The following is a 21699-nucleotide window of genomic DNA, read 5'->3' as shown; positions in this document are numbered from 1 at the left end:
AGGAGGCGTCAGAGCACTTCGACGTTGCCGCAGACGGAGATCGCCTGCCCGGTGATCCCGTGTCCGCCCGGCGAGCACAGGAACAGCGCGGTCGCGGCGATCTCGGCCGGATCGGTCATGCGCCGCAGCGAGATCTTCTCGAGATAGCGCTTCTCCATCTCGTCGTAGCCGATGCCGAGCTGCTGTGCACGCGCCTCGATCACGCGGCGCATCCGCGGGCCGCGCACGATGCCGGGCTGGATCGCGTTCACGCGGATGCCGAGCGGCCCGAGTTCGATCGCGAGGCTCTTCACGAGGCCGACTACCGCCCATTTGGTGGCCGCATACGGCGTGCGGAACGCGTAGCCGAGCCGGCCGGCAACCGACGACAGCGCAATGATCGCGCCGCCGTGTTTCGATTCGCGCAGCAGCGGCACCGCACGGCGCGCGAACTGGAATTGCGCATTCAGGTTGATCGCGACCGTTTGTTCCCATTGAGCGGGGTCGATTTCGTCGATACCGCCGGTCGGGCCGGCGATGCCCGCGTTGTTGACGAGCACGTCGAGGCCGCCGAGCGTGGCCGATATGTCGGCGAACACACGGTCGACCGCCGCCGGATCGGATACGTCGGCCAACGTTGCGCTGATCGCGCTCGTCGCGGCGTGCGGCGGCCGATCGGCGAGCGCCGCGATCGCGGCTTGCGACGCATCGCACACGTGCACGCGCGCGCCGCATTCGGCGAACGCGCGGGCGATTTCGAGACCGATGCCCGACGCGCCGCCCGTCACGAGGACGCGCAGGCCGTCATAGGGTTTCAGCAGGTCGGAAGCTGTCATGCCGGGTTGTCTCCATCGTTGATCTAGTAGGGGTGGCCGGCCGCTCGTGCAAAGGCCGGCCGTGGCAAGCGGCCGCTACGGCTTCGCGTTCGCGGTTCGCGGCGTCTGTTCGGCCCGCAGCGTCTCGGCGAGATCGTGTGCGGCCCCGCCGATGTCTAGCGCGATGCCGGCTCGCACGCCGGCGCCGTCGCGCCGTTCGAGCGCATCGACGATCGCGCGGTGCGCGTCCATTGAGCGCCGCATGTGCGGGATGTCGAGCGCGACCATGTTGAGGAACGGGCCGACGCGCATCCACAGGTTCTCGACGATCGCGAGCGTGTTTTCGCTGGCGCCGTGCGCGTAGATCGCGCTGTGGAACGCAAAATTGCTTTGCAGGTAGGCGCGCGAGCGGCCGGCCTCGACGTGCGCCTGCATCGTCTCGCAGGTCTTGCGCACGGCCGCGATCTGCGTATCGGTCATCCGTGCGCACGCGCGCTCGGCGATGCAGCCTTCGAGCGCGATCCGCACGTCGCGCAGCTCGTCGAGCGTGTCGAGCGTCATCGGCGGGACGACGAGCGCGCGGTTCGGGCCGTCGACCAATGCGCGTTCGGCGCGCAGCCGCGTGAGTGCGGCGCGCACGGGCATCGTCGACGAGCCGACCGCCTCCGCGACGCTGCGCAGGCTCAGCGCCTGGCCAGGCGCGAAGCGGCCGCTCATCAGCGCTTCGCGCAATTGCTGGTAGACCTTGTCGGCCATCGTTTCCTGTTCGATGGCTTTCAGTGCGGGCGGGACGATACGAGGCGGCAAGGCGGGGTTCTCCTGGGTTTGATCTGCGATCTGTGATCACACTGGCGATGGGCGAAGTTTTGTCGATCGGTGCGCAGGAGTCAAGTCGAACGGGATCGGGGAAAACGAGGGGGTGAAGCAGAAGAAGGATCGGCACCTGGAAAGTCGCCATCCTTACAAAAGTATTTCAATCGCGCATCATGCCCCCTGATTCGAGGACTCGAAGGTACTCGGAGAGCTGTCGCGAGTTTTCGATGCGTTCCTCGAGTCGGATTCATTTCAACGACAAGGAGCCAAAGTGAAACGACCATCATTTGCCGTTGCGTGGGCGGCATCCCAGCGAATCTACGACCCGGCAAATTCCGGTGAACGCGTCGCGAAAGTGATAGGTGGATACGTCGAGAAGAACGTCAACAGTCCGAATTCGACAGAGCGATGGAGCAACACATGCGCGGTGAGGATGAGTTATATGGCCGTTTCGTCGACGCTATTCAAGCGTCCGGATCGAATTGCTGATTCCGCGCGCGCAGTCGATTACCGCCGGCGCGAGCTTGCGGCGCGCGTCGTCGAACGTCCAGCGGCTCGTCGGCGCGACCACGTGCACGGCCGCGACCGGCTGCCCCTGGCTGCCGAGCACGGGCGCCGCGATCGACATGTCGCCGATGAACAGTTCTTCCTGGTTGGTCGCGTAGCCTTCGCGCCGCGCGCCGTCGAGCAGCGCGACGAGATCGTCGAGCGCCGTGACCGTGCGCGGCGTATGCGGCGTGCGCGCCATGCCGTCCAGCCGCACACGTGCTTCTTCCGGCGGCAACGCACTCAGGAACGCGCGGCCGGAGCCGGTGCAGTACATCGGGATACGGCTGCCGATCGGCATGTGGATCGGCACGAACTTCGTCGACACGAAACGCGCGACGTACACCATTTCATCCTCGTCCGGCTCGGTGAGGTTGGTGGTTTCGCCGGTCAGGTTCGTGAGCTCGGACAGGAACGGATTCGCGACATCGATCAACGTATCGGCCGCGAGATAGTTGAAGCCGATCCGCATCACGTGCGGCGTGAGCTGGTAGCGCCGGGTGAGCGGATGCTTGCGGATGTAGCCGAGCTTCTCGAGCGTATAGACCATCCGCTGCGCGGAGCTTTTCGTCATCCCCGCCGCGTCGGCTACTTCCGCCAGCGTCATCGTGCGCCGCTTCGCGCTGAACGCGCGCAGCACGTTCAGCCCTTTTTCCAGCGACTGGTTGAACAGCAGATCGTTTGCTTGGTCGGACGACGTTTCCATGGCGGCGGGGCGGGATCGATTCGATATCGCATCATAGCGTATCGAATATCGATACGCAAAAATCTATTTGCGATGTTTTTGATTCGTTTTAAGATCAAACCATCGTCGCAGTGTCGATCAGCGACCGGCCGGCGCCCCGGATTATTCGAGAAGGAGTCACCATGGTTCCGTTCATCAAGCGGTTCGGCGCATTGGCCGCCGGTTTCGCCACCTGCATCGCACTGTCCACGGCATCGGCGAGCGCCGTGGCGGCCGAGCCCACGCTGAAGGTCGGCGCGACGGCCACCGGCGTGCCGTTCACGTTTCTCGACGTCAAGAGCAATTCGATCCAGGGGATGATGGTCGATGCGATCACCGCGGCCGGGAAGTCGGCCGGGTTTCGCATCGACGTGCAGCAGACCGTGTTCTCGGCGCTGATCCCGTCGCTCACCACGCAGAAGATCGACGTCATCTCGGCCGCGATGCTGAAGACGCCGGCGCGCCAGCAGGTCGTCGATTTCTCCGACACCGTCTACTCGTTCGGCGAAGGCCTGATCGTGAAGGCCGACGATCCGGGCCGCTATACGTCGATGGACAATTTCAAGGGCCAGGTGGTCGGCGCGCAGGTCGGCACGGCGTTCGTCGATGCGCTCAACAAGAAGGGCATCTTCAAGGAAGTCCGGACCTACGATTCGATTGCCGACATCATGCGCGACGTCGCGCTCGGGCGCATCAAGGCCGGCTTCGCCGATCAGCCGATCGTCGCGTACCAGATCGAGCACGGCGTCAATCGCCAGGTGCGGCTCGTGCCCGAATACCAGAGCGTCGTGAAGGGGCAGGTCTGCTTCATCGTGCGCAAGGGCGACACCGCGACGCTCGAACAGCTCAACGGCGCGATCCGCAAGATGAAGAGCGATGGCACGCTGCAGCAGATCCTGCAGAAGTGGCACATGAGCTGAGCGTCGGCATCCGATTCCCGACCGGCGTTGCCGGCGCGTCGCGGGAATCCGCGGCGACGGAGCGTCCGGCCATCGCATAGGAGACCTCATGTTTTTTCAGAACGCGATCGATTTCCTGCCGATCCTGTTGAAGGGTGCGGTGGTCACGATCGAGATCACCGCATGCGCGTTCGTGCTCAGCTCGGTGCTCGGGCTGATTCTCGCGCTGCTGAAGGTGTCGCGCAATCGCGCCGTCTCGACGGCCGGCAGCGCGATCGTCAACGTGATCCGCGGGCTGCCCATCATCGTGCAGCTGTTCTACATGTACTTCGTGCTGCCCGATCTCGGCGTGCAGCTGTCGGCGTTCCAGGCCGGCGTGCTCGGCCTCGGCATCGCCTATTCGGCGTATCAGGCCGAGAATTTCCGCGCGGGCATCGAGGCGATCGACCGCGGCCAGATCGAAGCCGCGCACGCGATCGGCATGCGCGGCCCGATGATCATGCGGCGCGTGGTATTGCCGCAGGCGTTTCGCATCGCGCTGCCGCCGTACGGCAACACGCTGGTGATGCTGCTGAAGGATTCGTCTGTCGCGTCGACGATCACGGTCGCGGAAATCACGCGCGCCGGCCAGCTGATCGCGTCGTCGACGTTCCAGAACATGAGCGTCTACACGCTCGTCGCGCTGCTGTATCTCGCGCTCGGCCTGCCGCTGATGTTCGGCGTGAACCGGCTCGGCAAGCGGCTCGCACTGAGGAGAGGCGCATGATCCGGATCGATTCGATACACAAGCGGTTTCAGCAGCACGCGGTGCTGAAGGGCGTGAGCCTCGACGTGCAGCCGGGCGAAGTCGTGTGCCTGATCGGGCCGTCCGGGTCCGGCAAGTCGACCGTGCTGCGCTGTATCAACGGTTTCGAGACGTACGACGAAGGGTCGATCACGATCGACGGCGTGAAGGTCGACGCGCATTCGAAACGGATCCACGAATTGCGGATGCGGGTCGGCATGGTATTCCAGCGCTTCAACCTGTTCGCGCACCGGACGGCGCTCGAGAACGTGATGGAAGGGCCCGTGCACGTCCGACGGAGGCCGGCCGCGCAGGCGCGCGAACAGGCCCGCGCGCTGCTCGACAAGGTGGGGCTGTCGCACCGGATGAACGCGTATCCGTCGGAACTGTCGGGCGGCCAGCAGCAGCGCGTCGCGATCGCACGCGCGCTCGCGATGGAGCCGCAGGCGATCCTGTTCGACGAACCGACGTCGGCGCTCGACCCCGAGCTCGTCGGCGAAGTGCTCGGCGTGATGCGCGGGCTTGCCCGCGACGGGATGACCATGGTGGTCGTCACGCACGAAATGGCATTCGCGCGCGAGGTGGCCGATCGCGTGTGTTTCCTGCACGACGGGACCATCTGCGAAAGCGGACCGGCGCGCGAGGTGCTCACGCAGCCGACCCATCCCCGCACGCAGGAATTCCTGCGTCGCCTGCTGGCGTCGGACGGCGCGGACAACCCGGATCGAACATGAGCGCAACGAACGCGACACCCGGATGGCCCGACGCACGGTGGCCGGATTCGCTGTGGGCGGCGACTGCCGCCCCGGCGCCCGATACGCCCGCGCTCGACGCGTCCGCGTCGTGCGACGTGGCGATCGTCGGCGCCGGATTCACGGGTTTGTCGACCGCACTTCACCTGGCCGAGCGCGGCGCGAACGTCCGCGTGATCGACGGCGCGCAGCCGGGCTGGGGCGCATCGGGCCGTAACGGCGGGCAAGTGATTCCCGGGCTGAAATACGACCCGGACGAACTCATTCGCCGGTTCGGCGACGAGGCCGGCGAGCAGCTTGCCGGCATCGTCGGCGGTGCCGCCGATACCGTGTTCGACCTGATCGCGCGCCACGGAATCGACTGCGATGCGCGCCGTCACGGCTGGATCCAGCCGGCACCGACCGCCGCGATGCTCGACACGGTCGCACGCCGTGCGCAGCAGTGGGCCGCGCGCGGCGCGCCGGTCGACGTGCTCGGCCGCGACGACGTCGCGCGACGGCTCGGCACGCGGGCGTATGCGGGCGGCTGGATCGATCGCCGCGCGGGCAGCGTGCAGCCGCTCAGCTATACGCGCGGCCTCGTGCGCGCCGTGCAGGCGAGCGGGGCGGTCGTGCACGGCTCGACCCGTGCCGTCGGGCTGACACGTGCCGACGGCCGCTGGCGGATCGCGACGTCCGGCGGTGCGACGCTGTCGGCCGAGCGCGTGGTGATCGCGACCAACGGCTACACGGACGGGCTGTGGCCCGGCTTGCGCCAGTCGGTGATCGCCGCGAACAGCTTCATCGTCGCGACGCAACCGCTCGCGCCGGCGCTTGGCCGCGACATCCTCGCCGGTGGCGAAGTCGCATCGGATGCGCGGCGTCTGCTGCTGTACTTCCGCCGCGACGCGGCCGGGCGCTTGCTGATGGGCGGCCGCGGCCCGTTCGCCGACCCGCGCGCGCCGAGCGACTGGCGTCACCTCGAACGTGCGACGACGCTGTTGTATCCGCAACTGAAGGGCGTCCGGTTCGAATACCGCTGGGCGGGGCGCGTCGCGATCACCGCGGATTTCCTGCCGCACGTGCACGAGCCCGCGCCGGGCGTGACGATCGCGCTCGGCTACAACGGCCGCGGCATCGCGATGGCGACGACGCTCGGCAAGCATCTGGCCGCGCATGTGTCGGGCGATGCGCGACTGCCGCTGCCGCTCCGCGTCACGCCGATCCGGCCGATTCCGTTGCACGGGCTGCAGCGCTTCTATATCGCGGCCGGGGTCGCCTGGTATCGGTTGCTCGACAGCCTGTCCTGACGACGCGCAACGGCAGTCGCCATCCGTCGTCCGATCGGGCAGAATCGGCCTGCCCAGTTTCGACCGACGGATGCCGCATGACCGAACCGAACGAATCGACCGGCCGCCGCGCGTACGCGAGCTTCGCGCAACGCTACGCGGACATCGCGCCGACGAAGGCGCACAACGCGCTCTACGAGCGTCCGGCAACGATGGCGCTGCTCGGCGACGTCGATGGCCTGACGGTGCTCGACGCCGGCTGCGGGCCCGGCATCTGCAGCGCGCATCTCGCCGGTCGCGGCGCGACCGTGCACGCATTCGACGTGACGCCGGAGATGGTCGCGCTGGCGCGAACGTGTTGCGCGGGGCTGGCGGTCGACGTCACGGAAGGCGACCTCGAAGCGCCGCTCGCGTGGCTGCCCGACGCGTCGGTCGACAAGGTGCTGTGCTCGCTCGCGCTCGACTACGTGCGCGACCTCGCGCCGACGCTGCGCGAATTCCGGCGCGTCGCGCGTCCGGGCGGAACGCTCGTGTTCTCGATGGCGCATCCGATGCGCGACTGGATGGACGAACGCACACGCGGCGACGGCACCTACTTCGACACGTCGCGCTTCGGCTTCCACTGGTCGGGGTTCGGCGAGCCGAAGCCGTACGTCGAAGCGTGGCGGCGGCCGCTCGCCGACATCCTGAACGCGGTCGCCGACAGCGGCTGGCGGCTCGACCGCTTCGTCGAACCGACGCCGCTGCCGGAGATGAAAGCCGTATCCGAACGGCTCCATGCGGAGTTGTCGCTGGCGCCGGCCTTCCTGTGCATTCGCGCGCGCCGCTGACGCGGCACGCCCCCCCCCGGCAAGCGCTCAGTGCTGCGCCGGCGCGTCCGTCAGCGTGCCGAGAAACGCTTCGATATCCTTGATGTCCTGCGCCGTCATCGCGGGCTTGTCGCCGGGCTTGCGATCGAAAGGCGCATCGGTCACGTCGACGTTCGCACGATATTTCGGCGGAATGTCGTCGTATTCGTCGACCTTGCCGTCCGCGCCGCGCGAATAAAACTTCTGCGGCGAGATGCTGCGCTCGTTGTAGAACGCCATCACCTCGTCGAGCGTGTGGAACACGCCGTTGTGGAAGAACACGTGGCGCGTCGCCGAATTGCGCAGCGTCGGCGTCAGGAACATCCCGCAGTACTGGGTCTGGTCCTTCAGGTCGTCGCGGAACGGCCCGCACACGCCGAGATCGTAGAACGCGGGGTTGCGGTTCTGCGCGAGCGCGCGGTTGCGCGGCGCGCCGAGCGCCTCGTACTGGTAGTCGGTAAACATCGGCGGCAGCCCGTCCTTGCCGGGTTTCGACAAATGACAGCCGGCGCAATTCGCCTTGTCCGGATCGTTGAACAGGCGCAGCCCGCGCAGTTCGGCCTGCGTGAGACGCGCGCGGCCTTCGAGCCAGCGGTCGTACTTGCTGTCGTACGGATGGAAGGACGGATCCTCGACCTGATAGCGCGCGATCGCGAACATCGCCTCCGACACCGCGAGCTGCGGGCTGTCGAATACGCGCGCGCCGAACAATTGTTCCAGTTGCGCGCGATGCGACGACTGCGCGAGCTTGTGCGCGACGTCGTCGATGCTCGCGTTCGCCATTTCGACCGGATTCAGCAGCGGGCCGAACGCCTGTTGCTGCAGCGTATCGGCGCGGCCGTCCCAGAACAGCCCGCCCTGCGGCACGAGCTGAGGCGCGGCCGACGTGCCGGCCACCTTCTGCGCCTTGACGACACCGGCCGCCGCCGTGGCCTGCTGCGCGACGCTCGGCGCGGCGTCGTTTTCCCCGGCATCGGGGCCGATGCTGAAATTCGGCTGGCGGTACAGATACATCAGCGACGGCGGCGGACGATAGCCCTGCTGCGTCATCGCGAGGCCGCCCGGCTGCACGTCGAGCGCATTCGGCGGGCCGTACGCATGATCGGGGCTGTGACACGACGCACACGACTGCTTGCCCGACGCCGACAGCGACGGATCGTGGAACAGCGCGCGCCCGAGCTGGGCGACCGCCGACAGCGGCTGCACGGCGGGCCGTTGCAGCACGACCGGGTGCGGGTTCGCGCCGGTCCAGTCGGCGACCACGGCGCCGATCGCCGCGGGTACCCGCGCGGGAAACGCGATAGCGAACGCGCCATAGCCGATCGCGGCCGTGCCGAGCACGAATGCGGCGCGGCGCAGCAGGCGGGAAGGGGCACGCGGCGCGGGCGTGCCGGCGGCATCGGGAGACGGAAACGCGGGGCGAGCTGTCATGCTGTCGGTCGAAAAACGGGTGTCGCGCAACGCGGCGCGTTGAAATGGAAACGGCCGGCGCATCTGCATGCGCCGGCCATGCGGTCAGGCCGCGACGGTCAGATCGACGGTGCGGCGCTCAATACGGTACCGAGCGTCGGGTCGAGATAGAGCGGCGTCGTGTTCGGCTTCGACGTGAAGTCGAACAGGTTGCGCAGGTCGCCCGCCGTCGCATCGAACGAGCCGCCGCCGATACGCTGGCCGCCGAGCCAGTTGTCCTCGATGAAGCGCACGACGGACGACTGGTCGAGCATCGTGTGATCGACGTAGTTCTGCTTCGCATACGGCGAGATCACGACCAGCGGAATGCGCACGCCCGGGCCGCAGCGGCCGTTCACGGTCGCGCCGTTCACGCCGGTGGTGCCGCCCGTGCCGCACTTGCCGGCGCCGTTGAGCTGATCGACCGGGTCCGACGACGCATGCGTGGGCGACGTGTACACGTGGTCGTACCAGCCGTCCGAGTCGTCATAGGTGACGATCACGGCCGTGTTCTGCCAGTCCGGTTGCTGCTGCAGGAAGTTGACGACCTTCGTCACGAACGCCTGCTCGTCGAGCGGATCCGAATAGCCCGCATGCCCGTCCTGCGCGGCCGGCGCCTTCAGGTAGCTGACCGACGGGAAGTTGCCGGCCTTCACGGCGGCGAAGAAGTCGTCCGTGTCGTACTGATGGTTCGCCGGTTCGGGGGTCTTGCCGTCGGTCTCGACGCTCGAACCGATCGCCGCGATCGAGCTCGGGCGCGTGTGCTGCGGGTTCGCGGTCGACGCGTAGTACTGGAACCAGTTGTGGTGCGGAATGTAGTCGGCCGTCGCGGCGTTTACGGCGGTGGCGACCGTGCTGCGCGCGCAGCCCGTCGTGCCGTTGCCGTTCGTCGTCGACAGGTTGAAGCCGCCCATGAAGCCGCCCCACGTGATCTTCGCGGCGTTCAGCAGGTCGCCGATGTTCTTGCCGGTCATCATCGCCTGGTCGGTCGTGCTCGAACACACGTCGAAGCCCGGGTCGACGTCGTTGATCATCGTGAAGCCGCCCTGGCCGTCGTTGATGTAGTACGAGCTGGCGGCGAGCGTCGACGGCTGCTTCGACGTCTTGACGATCTGCATCCCGTTGGTCTGACCCGCCACGACGTTCAGTGCGCCCGGCGTCGACGGACCGTAGACCGTCGTGTACGTGTTGTCGCTCATCGCGAAGCGCTGCGCGTAGTTCCACAGCGCGGTCACCGTGTTGCCGTCGAAGTAGCCCATCACCTGGCCCTTCGTGCCGAACGCGCCGGCGCCGCCGGACGAGCCCTTGCCCGTGTATTTCGGGAACAGGTCCGCGAGGCCGTTGTCTTCGGCCTGCTGTTCGGCGGTGTAGGCGTGGTTCTGGTCCGCCGTCGCGGCCTGCGTGCGGTCGAGGCGGAACGGGTTCGCCGCATCGGTGCCGTTGGCCGTGTTCGTGAAGTTCGGGTTCGCGGTGAGCAGCGTGCCCGTCAGGCCGTTCGGCGTCGGCGTGCCGGGTTTCGCGGTGAACGCCGGTTCGCCCGACGGGTTCGTCGCGTTCGGATAGGTGCCGAAGTAGTGGTCGAACGAGATGTTTTCGCCGTAGATCACGACGACGTGCTTGATCGGCGTGGCGGTCTGCAGCGCATCCTGCGACGACACGGCGGGCGTCGGCGTGGAATCGTCGCTGCCGCCGCAGGCGAACAGCGCCAGCGCTGCGGCTGCGCAGGCAGTGACGAGCAAGGCTTGACGGAACATCGGGAAACTCCAGGGTAAGGTCTTCGATGGTGGAGAACGGCCCCGTCGCCGTGTCGGTTCGGCGCGAAGCTCGTGAGGGAGCACGCGCATTGGAACAGCTGCGTATGAAGATATGGGGACGGAGTGTTTTCGCGACGGTTGCGCTGTGGTATCGATTCCATTACGCCGCGGTGCGAGGCGAAAGAGAACGGAAAGGGGTGGATCGCCGGCAACCGCCGCGTCACATGGGGTCGCGTGCGGCGCACGCGTTGCAGGGCGGGCGACCGGGGCAGGCAGCCGAATCCTTTACGGCGGGCCGTCGGTCGCTTTTTTGACAATCCGGTGACGCATTCATACGATGAACGCCTGCCGCGCATCGCGCGCCTTCGACCGTCAGGGAGTGTTCAGCGTGCCGATCCCCGTTCTGTTCGCCGTTCTGTGTGCGGCGTTCCTGCACGCGTCATGGAATGCGCTGGTGCGCAGCAGCGGCGACCGGCTGCGTTCGGCCACGGTGCTGCAGATCGCGATCGGGCTGTTCGCGCTGCTGTTCCTGCCGGCTGCCGTGCCGATCGCGCCGGCGAGTTGGCTCTGCGTCGTCGCATCGGCCGTGATCCACGTCGTCTATACGCTGCTGCTCGTTCGTGCGTACGAACACGGCGACCTGAGCGTCGCGTATCCCGTCGCGCGCGGCACGGCGCCGCTGCTCGTCACGCTCGGCGCGGCGGCGTTTGCGGGCGAGCGCCTGAACATCGGCGCGCAATGCGGGCTCGTGCTGATCTGCGCAGGGATCATGGCGATCGGGCTGGAACGCCGGCGCGGCGCGCAACACCGGATGATGCAGGTGCTGCCGACCGCGTTCGCGACCGGCGTGTCGATCGCGGCGTACAGCGTGGTCGACGGGATCGGGGTGCGCGAGAGCGGCAGCACGGTCGGCTATACCGCGTGGATGTTCGTGCTGACGGGCGCGCTGATGGCCGCGTACTACCGGCTGCGGGCGGGGCCGCTGCGGTTGACGCAGGAGGTCGGCGAGACGGCGAAGGCCGCATGCGGCGGCGTGTTCGCGGCGCTCGCCTACGGCATCGTGATCTGGGCGATGGATCGCGCGCCGATGGGGCCGGTATCGGCGCTGCGGGAGACGAGCGTGGTGTTCGCGGCGCTGATCGCGCGCGTCTATCTCGGCGAGCGGCTGACGCCGCGCCGGGCGGCCGGTTGCGCGGTGATTGCAGCGGGAGCGTTGCTGATCGGTGCGTTCGAGGCGGCGAGCTGAACGCATCGGCCCCGCGCGCCGGGCGTGTCAGCCTTCCACCGGCATCGCGCTCGTGCACTTGATCTCGTCGAGGCACACGCTCGAATGCACGCCGCTCACGCCGGGAATGCGCATCAGCGTTTCGAGCAGGAAGCGCGATAGCCCTTTCAGATCGTGCGCGACGACCTTCAGCACATAGTCGATGTCGCCCGTCACCGAGAAGCATTCCTGAATCTGCGCGAGGTCCGACACGAGTTTCTGGAACTTCGACAAATCGCGGATATGGCCGCGCTCCATCGTCACGTGCACGAACGCGGTGACGCCGAACCCGAGCGTATCGGGGCACAGCCGCGTTTCGTAACGGCGGATCGCGCCGATCTCCTCCAGCCGGCGGTGGCGTCGCAAGGTCTGCGCGGGCGACAGGCCGACCGCCTTCGCCAGGTCGAGGTTCGACGCGCGGCCATTCTCCTGCAACACCGACAGCAAATGGCGATCGATGCGATCGAGGACCGGTTCAGGCATTTTTGTTTCCTCATCTGTCTCCTGGATGCAATCTTATCTCATAATGTAGGGTTTGCATGAGCGGGTTACGCAACCCGATTTCGCCGTCGCAACGCTAAACTGACGCCGGATTTTCGTGTGCGGCCGCAGCAATGCGGCGCGGGCAACGAGTCGGCGGTCGATCTGGCCGCCCGCCGACGCGAATCGGACGCCCCGCGCGAGGATTGCAGTCCCCCAACTCGGCGGCTCCACGAACGGCCGCCGGCACAGCAAAACAGCGCCCGGCACACCGAGGCGCGCCGCACCGCGTCAGGCGGGGGCGGACAGAGTGGAGAAGACATGGTTTCTGGAAACGAGAGCGACGGCCTGAAGCGCGGGCTGAAGAACCGGCACATCCAGCTGATTGCGCTCGGCGGCGCGCTCGGCACGGGGCTGTTCCTCGGCATCGCGCAGACGATCAAGATGGCCGGCCCGTCCGTGCTGCTCGGCTATGCGGTGGCCGGCATCGTTGCGTTCTTCATCATGCGCCAGCTCGGCGAGATGGTGGTCGACGAGCCCGTCGCGGGGTCGTTCAGCTATTTCGCGAACAAGTACTTCGGCCACTTCACCGGCTTCCTGTCCGGCTGGAATTACTGGGTGCTGTACATCCTCGTCAGCATGGCCGAACTGTCGGCCGTCGGGATCTACGTGCAGTACTGGTGGCCGGGCGTGCCGACCTGGGTGTCGGCGCTCGTGTTCTTCGTCGCGATCAACCTGATCAACCTGACCAGCGTGAAGTCGTACGGCGAGACGGAATTCTGGTTCTCGATCGTCAAGGTTGCCGCGATCGTCGGGATGATCGGCTTCGGCGGCTGGCTGCTCGTGAGCGGTCACGCAGGGCCGGAGGCAACCGTCCGGAACCTGTGGCAGCACGGCGGCTTCTTCCCGAACGGCGTGTCGGGCCTCGTGATGTCGATGGCCGCGATCATGTTCTCGTTCGGCGGGCTCGAGCTGGTCGGCATCACCGCGGCCGAGGCCGACGATCCGAAGCGCAGCATCCCGCGCGCGACCAACCAGGTCATCTATCGGATCCTGATTTTCTACATCGGCGCACTGGCCGTGCTGCTGTCGCTGTATCCGTGGGAGAAGGTCGTCAGCGGCGGCAGCCCGTTCGTGCTGATCTTCCACGCGCTGAGCAGCAACCTGGTCGCGAACGTGCTGAACGTCGTCGTGCTGACGGCCGCGCTGTCGGTCTACAACAGCGGCGTGTACTGCAATAGCCGGATGCTGTTCGGCCTCGCGCAGCAGGGCAACGCGCCGAAGGTGCTGTGCTCGGTGAACAAGCGCGGCATCCCGCTCGCGGCGCTCGGCGCGTCGGCGCTCGCGACCGGCGTGTGCGTGCTGGTCAACTACTTCATGCCGGGCAAGGCGTTCGAGGTGCTGATGGGCCTCGTCGTGTCGGCGCTGATCATCAACTGGGCGATGATCAGCCTGATCCACCTGAAGTTCCGCCAGGCCAAGCGTGCTGCGGGAAAGGAGACTTCCTTCCGCAGTCTGGGCTATCCTTTCACGAATTACCTGTGCCTGGCATTCATGGCCGGCATTCTCGTCGTGATGTACCTGACGCCGGATCTCCGCCTGTCGGTGTACCTGATCCCGGTATGGCTCGCGGTGCTCGCGATCGGGTATCGCTTCCGTCAGAAGAATGCGGGCTTTGCGGTGCACGACGGCGCTTCCGCACGCTGACGCAGGCCACGACCGACCCTTCTTCCAAACGAGACCGACTCAAGCCATGTTCGAACACATCGACGCGTACCCGGGTGACCCGATCCTGACGCTCAACGAGAACTTCCAGAAAGATCCGCGCGATCGGAAAGTCAACCTGAGCATCGGCATCTATTTCGACGCCGAAGGCCGGATTCCGGTGATGGGCGCCGTGCGCGAAGCCGAAACCGCGCTGCAGCGCGACAGCGGCCCGAAGCCGTACCTGCCGATGGTCGGCCTGGCCGCGTACCGCGACGCCGTGCAATCGCTGGTGTTCGGCGCCGATCACCCGGCCCGCGCGGCCGGCCGCATCGCGACGCTGCAGACGCTCGGCGGCTCGGGCGCGCTGAAGGTCGGCGCCGATTTCCTGAAGCGCTATTTCCCGGATTCGCAGGTGTGGCTCAGCGATCCGAGCTGGGAAAACCACCGCTTCATCTTCGAGCGCGCCGGCTTCACGGTGAATACGTACCCGTACTACGACGAGGCGACGGGCGGCCTGAAGTTCGACGCGATGCTCGCGGCGATCGACGCGTTGCCGGCGCGCAGCATCGTGCTGCTGCACGCGTGCTGCCATAACCCGACCGGCGTCGATCTCGACGAAGGCCAGTGGGAGAAGCTGATCGACGTGATCGAGGCGCGCGGGCTGCTGCCGTTCGTCGACATGGCGTACCAGGGCTTCGGCGCGGGCCTCGACGCGGACGCGTTCGCGGTGCGCGAGCTGGCCCGCCGCGGCGTGCCGACGCTCGTCGCGAATTCGTTCTCGAAGAATTTCTCGCTGTACGGCGAGCGCGTGGGCGGCCTGAGCGTCGTCTGCGAAGACGCGGCCGCGGCCGACCGCGTGCTCGGCCAACTGGCCGGCGCCGTGCGCTCGAACTACAGTAACCCGCAAACCTACGGCGCGAAGGTCGTCGCGGCCGTGCTCGGCACGCCGGCGCTGCGCAAGCAGTGGGAAGAGGAACTGTCGGCGATGTGCCGCCGTATCGCGCGGATGCGCCAGTCGATCCACGACGGCCTGCGCGACCACGTGAGCGGCGAAGCGCTCACGCGCTACGTGAAGCAGCGCGGGATGTTCACGTATACGGGCCTGACCGAATCGCAGGTCGACGCGCTGCGCGAGGTGCACGGCGTGTACATCCTGCGCTCGGGCCGGATGTGCGTCGCGGGCCTGAACGACTCGAACGTCGGCATCGTCGCGGATGCGATCGGCAAGGTGCTGAAGAGCGGCGTCTGAACGCGGCGCGGCGGCGCGCCACGCACGATGCGGAACCGGCTGTATCCCGTCGCGGGAGCAGCCGGTTTTTTGTTGGGCGGCCGTCATGTGCGGTGCCCGGCTGACGCGCGGGCAGACGCGGCGGTACGATCACGGGATCGTATGCAAGACAGGGGAGCAGAGGAGCGACATGGGCATCCGGATCATCCAGCTCGGCACGCCGCGCGCGGCCGGCGAAGGCCTGCGGATCGGCACGGTGCGGCGGCCGCCGCGCGGCGTGCCGAAGGCGGAATTCGCGTCGCGCAACTACTATGATGTATGGTTGCCGACGCTGTCGCCGAGCCCCGAGCTCGTCGCGCAGGCGCAGGCCGCCGAAACCGACGCCGAATGGAAGGCGTTCAAGCGCCACTTCCGCGCGGAGATGGCGCACGGCGATCCGGCGAAGGTGCTGGACCTGCTGGCCGCGCTGTCGGCGACCACCGCGCTCTCGATCGGCTGCTACTGCGACGACGAGCGCCGTTGCCACCGCAGCGTGCTGCGCGAGCTGCTCGCGGAGCGCGGCGCGGCGATCGAGCCCGACGCGGGCTGAAGCGGCGTCGGGCGGCCGCACCGCGATCGTGCGGTGCAGCGAACCGGTTGACGTGGGTCAAGCGCGCGGTCGCGCGCACCACTATGCTCTCGTCATGGAGCCATCGCGACGATGACAGGCCGACAGATGCACATCACTTTCCCGCCCGAGCCGCCGGAATACTGCGCGCGCGACCTGGTCGTCGCGTTTTCCGCGCTGGTCGACGGGCGTTGCGTCCAGTGCGCGGTCACCGCCGAGGCGCTGGAAGACCATTTCGGCGCGCGGTCGCTGCTCGAACGCGATCTGCTGAGCGCATTCGACGCGCACCGGCCGGCCATCGAGGCGATGGCACGACGAATGCTCGAGGAAATCGGCGGCCGGCCGGTGCTGCTGCACAGCGGGCACTTTCGGCTCGAAGGCTGATACCGCAGGAGGGCGCATGACACTGCAGGGCAACATTCACGAACGCGACTGGTCGGTCGAAGTGGAGACGCGCCCGTGCGAATCGGGCGAGTTCCGCTGCCGCGTGTCGGTCGAGCACGGCGCCGGCGCCGCGCGGTTTCATCATACGTTCGAGCACAGCCACGCGTATCCGACCGAGCGCGAGGCGATGATCGAAGGGTTGCGGGCCGGCATGACGTGGATCGAGATGAAGGCATCGCAGACCTTCAACGTATGAACGGTTCCGCGCCGGCGACGCGCGGGCAGGCCATCGGCCGGCCGCGATCGAAACATGCGCGCCGCGCCACGGGAAACACGTGCTGCGCCATCGTGAGGCGGCCGGCACATGCAAGGCGGTCGACGAGCAGGCGGCCCCGTCAGGAGGGCGACATGGGCGTGGGCATGCAGATCGCCTGTCTCGGATTCACGGGTTCGGAAGCGATCGAAGCCGAAGCCGGCGCGCAACTGGTGCGGCTCGAACGGTTTCGCGCGTTGATCGATGGCTGCCAACTCGCGATCGAATCGCGCATGGTGGCCGATGGCGTGCGTCTGTACGACGTGCGGCTAGACCTGACGATGCACGGCGCGACGCTCCGATCGCTGCCGCCGTGCGTCGGCGCCGACGTGGACGATGCGCTGCGCCGCGCGTTCGCGCAGGCCGAGCAGGCGTTGATCGCGTGGCAGGCGGGCGCCGCAACGGCGGCGCTGCGCGACGCGGCAACGGGCGACACGATGCGGTAATGCCGCGCCGGCGGTCGTGCGCCGTACGTCAGACCTGCGCGAGCGCTTGCGCGTCGATGATGCGCACGCGCTTGCCGCGCGTTTCGACGAGCGCTTCGCGATGGAACCGCGAGAACATCCGGCTGACGGTTTCGAGCTTCATCCCGAGATAGCAGCCGATTTCCTCGCGCGTCATCCGCAGGTTGAATTCCGTCGCCGAATAGCCGCGCGCCTCGAACCGCGACGACAGGTTCAGCAGGAAATGCGCGACGCGCTGCTCGGCCGACATCGTGCCGAGCAGCAGCATCTGGCTCGATTCGCGGACGATTTCGCTGCTCAGCATCTGGTAGAGGAAGTGCTGCATCGGCTTCATTTCGCGGCACGCGGCTTCGAGCGCGCCGAACGGAATGATGCACACCACGCTGTCTTCCAATGCGATCGCGTCGCAGCAGTGCTGGCCGCCGCCGATGCCGTCCATCCCGAGCGTTTCGCCGGCGATCTGGAAGCCCGTCACGTGCTCGCGGCCGTCGCGATGCATCATCACCGTCTTGAACGAACCCGCGCGCACCGCATAGATGCTCTGGAACGGATCGTCGGTGCGAAACAGCGCGTCGCCCTGGCGAACCTGTCGCGTCGTGCAGATGATCGCGTCGAGGCGGCCGTATTCGGCGGCCGTCAGGTGCGGCGGCAGGCACATCGAGCGCATCGCGCACGCCGAGCAGCGGGCGGCCGGATGCTTGATGGCGTCGGCGCGTGCGGCCGGGCGCAGGGCAATCGTGGGCCGGGATACGACGGACACGTCGGCGGCGCAGGCGGTGGCGGTGGACATGAGTCGCTCCGGCTCGTCAGGGGCGGTGCACGCGAGCGTGCACCAGGGATTCGATGACACGGCACGCGGCGTCGAATTCGACCGTCTTGTCGAAGAAATAGTCGGCTCCCGCCGTCGCGCATGCCTCCCTGAATGCCGGCGCCGAGTGATTCGTCAGCACGATCGTGACGATGCGCGGCGTGGCCTTCGACAGCATCCCGATCAGGTCGAGGCCGCTGCCGTCCGCGAGCCGCACGTCGACGATCACCACGTCCGCGCGACTGCTGCGGATATGCGTCCACGCGTCCTGGCCGTCTTCCGCTTCGCCCACGACGACGACGCCGCGGATCGCGCCGACGAGCAGCGCGATCCGCTGGCGAACGGCGACTGCGTGATCGACGAGGAACACCCTGAGCGCGGCGGGTGACAGGCTGGCATTCATGCCGGCAGTATCGTGTTGCGCCGCCGAAATTGAAATCGGCCGAATTGGAACTTCGTGTAGGCCGCGTCGACACGGTGTAGGGCGTTTCCTACACCGCGTACGGGAAACCGCCGGCGTGGCTCCGGCGATGCGATGCCGCGCGTGCGGCGTGAACGGTTGCGCGTGCGGGTCAGCCGGCGCGGCGCGCGGCCAGCGCGTCGCGCGCGGTGCGGCACGCGGCCAGGTCCCACGCGGCGCAGCCGACGCTCTTGAACAGCAGCGGGCCGCCGCGGGCGAACGTGCCGTTCAGCACGTCGGCGAGCGATGCGACGTGCCGCCAGTCGACCTGCGCAACGATCAGATCGCCGGCTTCGTGGCGCGCGCCGGCCGGATCGTCGACGACGAGCCGGCTGCCACGCACCGTGCTCGCGTCGATCTCGGCGGCATCCGCGGTGAACGCGCCGACGCCGACCACGAGCCGGCCTTCGCGCGCGGCTTCGCGGTAGACGGGCGTGCGGCTCGTCGTCAGCGTGACGACCACGTCGATCGCATCGGGAACCGCATCGCCGTCGAGCGGCACGAGTCGCGGTGCATGCGTGCGGTGGGCGGCGCAGAAGGCGGCCGCGCTGTCCGCTGTCGTGCCGCGCACGTGAAGGCGCGCTTCCGGAAAGATCGCCGCGAGCGCTTCCGCGTGATTGGCCGCCTGCTTGCCGGTGCCGATCAGCAGGATGTCGCGGGGTGCGGCGCCATGCAGCGCCTGGATGCCGAGCGCGGTGATCGCCGCCGTGCGGCGGCCGGTGACCGTCGGGCCGTCGAGCGCGAAGCGCATTGCGCCGGTGGTGGCGTCGTACGCGGTGACCTGGCCGAGGATCGTCGGCAGCCCACGTGCGCCGTTGCCGGGGCACACGTTCACGAGCTTGTGGCTCGCCAGGTCGTGGGCGCTCGACGGCATCGACAGCATCACGCCGCCGCCTTGCAGCGGCACGACCAGGCGTTCGGGGCTGACGATGTCGCCCGCCGCATATTCGACGACCGCTTGCCTGAGCGTAGCGAGCAGCGCCGGGTAGTCGAGCAGCGCGGCCGTATCGGTCGCGTCGAAAACGGGAAGCGGGGAAGAGGCGGTCATCGTGTACGTCGTGGGCGTCGGTGAGCGTGAACGGCGGACGCATGCCGCGCCCGCCACAGATCTGCCGGATACCGTGACACAGGGCAGTGGATCGAATCTATACCACTTTCTGGCGCACCCGCAACCCAGAAAATAAAGCGTTTCGTGGATTTTGGTTCTAATATCTGGCCAGAAGGCTCGCCGCTGCCGCGCTGGCCGTGCCGCTCCGGTATAGTGCGAACCCATTCCAGATCCACGCCCGCGAACGGGCAGGAGCCATACGATGATGTCCGCGCGTCCCGACTCACTCGAAGGCGGTTTCAGGCCGCTGCAGATCTACGAGCAGGTAGCCGAAAAGATCCGCGACGAGATCCGCGCGGGACGCTACGCGGCCGAATCGCGGCTGCCGTCCGAGCGCGAGCTCGCGGCGCTGTTCCAGGTTGGCCGGCCGGCCGTGCGCGAAGCGCTCGGCGCGCTGCAGAACGAAGGGCTCGTGTTCACGAAGCGCAATTCGGGCACCTACGTCGTCGCGGCGCCGCTCGACGTGCTCGCGCAGCGCGGCGACGCGCACACGGCCTCCGAGGCCGACTTCAGCCCGACGTCGACGCTCGACGTGCGGCTGATCCTGGAGCCCGCGATCGCGCGCCTCGCGGCCGCCCATGCCCGCGCGGACGCCGGCGCCGAGCGCTATCTCGCGCAGATGGAAACCATCACCGACGTCGACGATCCGCACCAGCGTGCGCTGTGGAACGAGAGCGACCGGCTGTTCCACCGGCAGCTCGCGCTGATGACCGGCGATGCGCTGATCGTGAAGATCGCGGACGAAGTCGCGAAGACGATGGACCAGCCGCTGTGGAAGCGGCTGAAGGACGACGGCATCTACGACGCGGGCCGGATCCGGCTCTATGTGTCCGAACACCGGCTGATCTATGAGGCGATCGTGTCCGGCGACGCCGATGCGGCCGCGTTCTATGTCGAACAGCACATTCGCCGCGTGCGGCGCGATATCGCGCCGAAGTAGCACGCCTGCACGCACTTCTATCTGGTCCTCCAAATGACCAAAATATCCGGAATTATTTTGAAATTGCTTGCGATGTGACCACGTGTGTCCTACATTGGTTTCACACAAAACCAATCAGGAGACATCATGCGACACCTCACGACCGTGCTCTCGGTGGCTGCTGCCGTCGGCGCGCTGACTTCCGCGCACGCGCAGGAAGTCGTGACGATCGGCCATTCGGCGCCGCTGACGGGCCCGCAGGCCGCCAACGGCAAGGACAACGAAAACGGCGCGCGGCTCGCGGTCGACGAGCTCAACAAGGCCGGCGTGAAGGTCGGCGGGAAGACCGTTACGTTCAAACTGGTTTCCGAGGACGATCAGGCCGATCCGAAGGCCGGCGTACAGGTCGCGCAGAACCTCGTCGACAAGGGTGTCGTCGCGGTGCTCGGGCCGTACAACTCGGGCGTCGCGATTCCGGCCTCGCGCGTGTATGCGAACGCCGGCGTGCCGATCCTGCCGGTCGCGTCGAACCCGGCACTCACGCGGCAGGGTTTCAAGAACATCTTCCGGATCGGCGCGAGCGACGAGCAGCTCGGCGGCACGATGGCCACGTTCGCCGCGAAGACGCTGAACGCGAAAACCGCCGCCGTGATCGACGATCGCACCGCATACGGGCAGGGCGTCGCCGAGCAGTTCATGAACGTCGCGAAGGCGAACGGCATCAAGATCGTCGACCAGGAATACACGAATTCGTCGGCCACCGATTTCCTCGGCATTCTCACCAAGATCAAGGCCGCCAACCCCGACGTGATCTTCCTCGGCGGCTATGCGGCGCAGGGCGCGCCGATGGCCAGGCAGATGAAGCAGCGGGGCTTGCGCGCGAAGCTGCTCGGCGGCGACGGCATCTGCTCGGCCGACATGGGCAAGGTCGCGGGCGAGGCGGCGTCGATCGTCTATTGCGCGCAGGGCGGTGTCGCGCTCGAGAAGACGCCGGCCGGCCGCGAATTCCTGAAGAAATACCACGACGCCTATCACACCGATACGCAGGTCTACGGCGTCAATTACTACGACGGCGTGAAGCTGCTCGCCGACGCGATGGTCAAGGCCGGCACGACCACCGACAAGGCGAAGCTGATCGCGCAGCTCGCGAAGTCGAGCTACGCGGGTGTCGCGGGCACCTATTCGTTCGACGCGAACGGCGACCTGAAAGGCGCGCCGACCACCGTCTACGTGATCCGCAACGGGCTGCCGCAACCGTACGCGAAGTAATCGCCGCACCCACCCGTCGCCGGACGGCGGCCGCGCCGCCGTCCTTCGTTTCAACGC

23 protein-coding genes are annotated in these 21699 nt (G+C 67.4%); 14 read left to right on the top strand and 9 right to left on the bottom strand.

The window, feature by feature from the left end; genetic code table 11:
• Nucleotides 1-8: 8 nt before the first annotated feature.
• From WT24_RS24745 to WT24_RS24735, 3 genes are all read right to left on the bottom strand, one after another.
• Nucleotides 9-815, bottom strand: coding sequence for an SDR family oxidoreductase (locus WT24_RS24745; protein ID WP_060036132.1), 807 nt, complete (start codon nucleotides 813-815; stop codon nucleotides 9-11).
• 75 nt (nucleotides 816-890) lie between these two features.
• Nucleotides 891-1601, bottom strand: a complete 711-nt coding sequence (locus tag WT24_RS24740; RefSeq protein ID WP_059789462.1) for a GntR family transcriptional regulator — start codon at nucleotides 1599-1601, stop codon at nucleotides 891-893.
• Nucleotides 1602-2067: 466 nt separating this feature from the next.
• Complete coding sequence (locus WT24_RS24735) at nucleotides 2068-2859, bottom strand: IclR family transcriptional regulator (protein ID WP_060036131.1); 792 nt, start codon at nucleotides 2857-2859, stop codon at nucleotides 2068-2070.
• A gap of 161 nt (nucleotides 2860-3020) precedes the next feature.
• On the opposite strand from WT24_RS24735, the gene WT24_RS24730 reads away from it, so the two are divergent.
• The 5 genes from WT24_RS24730 (at nucleotide 3021) to WT24_RS24710 (ending at nucleotide 7410) form a co-directional block, all read left to right on the top strand.
• Nucleotides 3021-3797 carry an ABC transporter substrate-binding protein gene (locus WT24_RS24730; protein WP_060036130.1) on the top strand — a complete coding sequence of 259 codons (777 nt, stop codon included), beginning with the start codon at nucleotides 3021-3023 and terminating at the stop codon, nucleotides 3795-3797.
• Between the two features lie 88 nt (nucleotides 3798-3885).
• A complete protein-coding gene (locus WT24_RS24725) occupies nucleotides 3886-4542 on the top strand; it encodes an amino acid ABC transporter permease (protein WP_060036129.1) in 657 nt (218 codons plus the stop codon).
• Nucleotides 4539-5294 (top strand): amino acid ABC transporter ATP-binding protein, encoded by a 756-nt coding sequence (locus tag WT24_RS24720; RefSeq protein ID WP_060036128.1) that lies wholly within the window; start codon nucleotides 4539-4541, stop codon nucleotides 5292-5294. The genes WT24_RS24725 and WT24_RS24720 overlap by 4 nt, the downstream gene beginning before the upstream one ends.
• Nucleotides 5291-6601 (top strand): FAD-binding oxidoreductase, encoded by a 1311-nt coding sequence (locus WT24_RS24715; protein WP_060036127.1) that lies wholly within the window; start codon nucleotides 5291-5293, stop codon nucleotides 6599-6601. The genes WT24_RS24720 and WT24_RS24715 overlap by 4 nt, the downstream gene beginning before the upstream one ends.
• A 77-nt stretch (nucleotides 6602-6678) precedes the next feature.
• A complete protein-coding gene (locus tag WT24_RS24710; protein WP_060036126.1) occupies nucleotides 6679-7410 on the top strand; it encodes a class I SAM-dependent methyltransferase in 732 nt (243 codons plus the stop codon).
• A 27-nt stretch (nucleotides 7411-7437) separates the two neighbouring features.
• On the opposite strand, the gene WT24_RS24705 is transcribed toward WT24_RS24710, so the two are convergent.
• Both WT24_RS24705 and WT24_RS24700 read right to left on the bottom strand, forming a co-directional pair.
• Entirely contained in the window at nucleotides 7438-8859 is a 1422-nt protein-coding gene (locus WT24_RS24705; RefSeq protein WP_060036217.1) for a cytochrome-c peroxidase, read from the bottom strand.
• Between the two features lie 98 nt (nucleotides 8860-8957).
• Nucleotides 8958-10631, bottom strand: a complete 1674-nt coding sequence (locus WT24_RS24700) for a phospholipase C (protein ID WP_059505195.1) — start codon at nucleotides 10629-10631, stop codon at nucleotides 8958-8960.
• Nucleotides 10632-10968: 337 nt separating this feature from the next.
• Between WT24_RS24700 and WT24_RS24695 the strand changes: the two genes are divergently transcribed.
• Complete coding sequence (locus tag WT24_RS24695) at nucleotides 10969-11877, top strand: EamA family transporter (protein WP_059505197.1); 909 nt, start codon at nucleotides 10969-10971, stop codon at nucleotides 11875-11877.
• 27 nt (nucleotides 11878-11904) lie between these two features.
• Here the strand turns inward: WT24_RS24695 and WT24_RS24690 are convergent, their stop codons facing one another.
• A complete protein-coding gene (locus tag WT24_RS24690; RefSeq protein ID WP_059505199.1) occupies nucleotides 11905-12378 on the bottom strand; it encodes an Lrp/AsnC family transcriptional regulator in 474 nt (157 codons plus the stop codon).
• A 318-nt stretch (nucleotides 12379-12696) separates the two neighbouring features.
• Here WT24_RS24690 and WT24_RS24685 point away from each other — a divergent pair, with 318 nt between their 5' ends.
• The 6 genes from WT24_RS24685 to WT24_RS24660 all read left to right on the top strand — a co-directional run bounded on the left by WT24_RS24685 (nucleotide 12697) and on the right by WT24_RS24660 (nucleotide 17060).
• Complete coding sequence (locus WT24_RS24685) at nucleotides 12697-14082, top strand: amino acid permease (protein ID WP_060036125.1); 1386 nt, start codon at nucleotides 12697-12699, stop codon at nucleotides 14080-14082.
• Between the two features lie 46 nt (nucleotides 14083-14128).
• A complete protein-coding gene (locus tag WT24_RS24680; RefSeq protein WP_059505203.1) occupies nucleotides 14129-15331 on the top strand; it encodes an amino acid aminotransferase in 1203 nt (400 codons plus the stop codon).
• Nucleotides 15332-15500: 169 nt separating this feature from the next.
• On the top strand, nucleotides 15501-15899 hold the full coding sequence (locus WT24_RS24675; RefSeq protein ID WP_059505205.1) for a DUF488 domain-containing protein: 399 nt from the start codon (nucleotides 15501-15503) through the stop codon (nucleotides 15897-15899).
• Between the two features lie 111 nt (nucleotides 15900-16010).
• On the top strand, nucleotides 16011-16301 hold the full coding sequence (locus WT24_RS24670) for a DUF1488 domain-containing protein (RefSeq protein WP_034204866.1): 291 nt from the start codon (nucleotides 16011-16013) through the stop codon (nucleotides 16299-16301).
• A gap of 16 nt (nucleotides 16302-16317) precedes the next feature.
• The gene (locus WT24_RS24665) at nucleotides 16318-16557 is read left to right on the top strand and encodes a hypothetical protein (protein WP_006479066.1); all 240 of its coding nucleotides are present in this window, start codon (nucleotides 16318-16320) and stop codon (nucleotides 16555-16557) included.
• Nucleotides 16558-16709: 152 nt separating this feature from the next.
• The gene (locus WT24_RS24660) at nucleotides 16710-17060 is read left to right on the top strand and encodes a hypothetical protein (RefSeq protein WP_060036124.1); all 351 of its coding nucleotides are present in this window, start codon (nucleotides 16710-16712) and stop codon (nucleotides 17058-17060) included.
• Nucleotides 17061-17088: 28 nt separating this feature from the next.
• Here the strand turns inward: WT24_RS24660 and WT24_RS24655 are convergent, their stop codons facing one another.
• From WT24_RS24655 to lhpI, 3 genes are all read right to left on the bottom strand, one after another.
• Entirely contained in the window at nucleotides 17089-17868 is a 780-nt protein-coding gene (locus tag WT24_RS24655; protein WP_059505209.1) for a helix-turn-helix domain-containing protein, read from the bottom strand.
• Between the two features lie 16 nt (nucleotides 17869-17884).
• Entirely contained in the window at nucleotides 17885-18289 is a 405-nt protein-coding gene (locus tag WT24_RS24650) for a response regulator transcription factor (protein WP_059789468.1), read from the bottom strand.
• A 169-nt stretch (nucleotides 18290-18458) separates the two neighbouring features.
• Nucleotides 18459-19394, bottom strand: a complete 936-nt coding sequence (gene lhpI / locus WT24_RS24645) for a bifunctional Delta(1)-pyrroline-2-carboxylate/Delta(1)-piperideine-2-carboxylate reductase (RefSeq protein ID WP_059505213.1) — start codon at nucleotides 19392-19394, stop codon at nucleotides 18459-18461.
• A 262-nt stretch (nucleotides 19395-19656) separates the two neighbouring features.
• Here lhpI and WT24_RS24640 point away from each other — a divergent pair, with 262 nt between their 5' ends.
• Together WT24_RS24640 and WT24_RS24635 are read left to right on the top strand one after the other, a co-directional pair.
• Nucleotides 19657-20394, top strand: a complete 738-nt coding sequence (locus WT24_RS24640) for a FadR/GntR family transcriptional regulator (RefSeq protein ID WP_059505215.1) — start codon at nucleotides 19657-19659, stop codon at nucleotides 20392-20394.
• A gap of 126 nt (nucleotides 20395-20520) precedes the next feature.
• Nucleotides 20521-21642, top strand: a complete 1122-nt coding sequence (locus tag WT24_RS24635; protein ID WP_059505216.1) for a branched-chain amino acid ABC transporter substrate-binding protein — start codon at nucleotides 20521-20523, stop codon at nucleotides 21640-21642.
• The last annotated feature ends 57 nt before the right edge of the window (nucleotides 21643-21699 follow it).

Source organism: Burkholderia sp. MSMB1078WGS (genome assembly GCF_001528895.1).
Classification (GTDB): Bacteria; Pseudomonadota; Gammaproteobacteria; order Burkholderiales; family Burkholderiaceae; genus Burkholderia.
The sequence above is the reverse complement of the archived record's forward strand: the minus strand, read 5'-3'. Positions and strand labels throughout refer to the sequence as shown.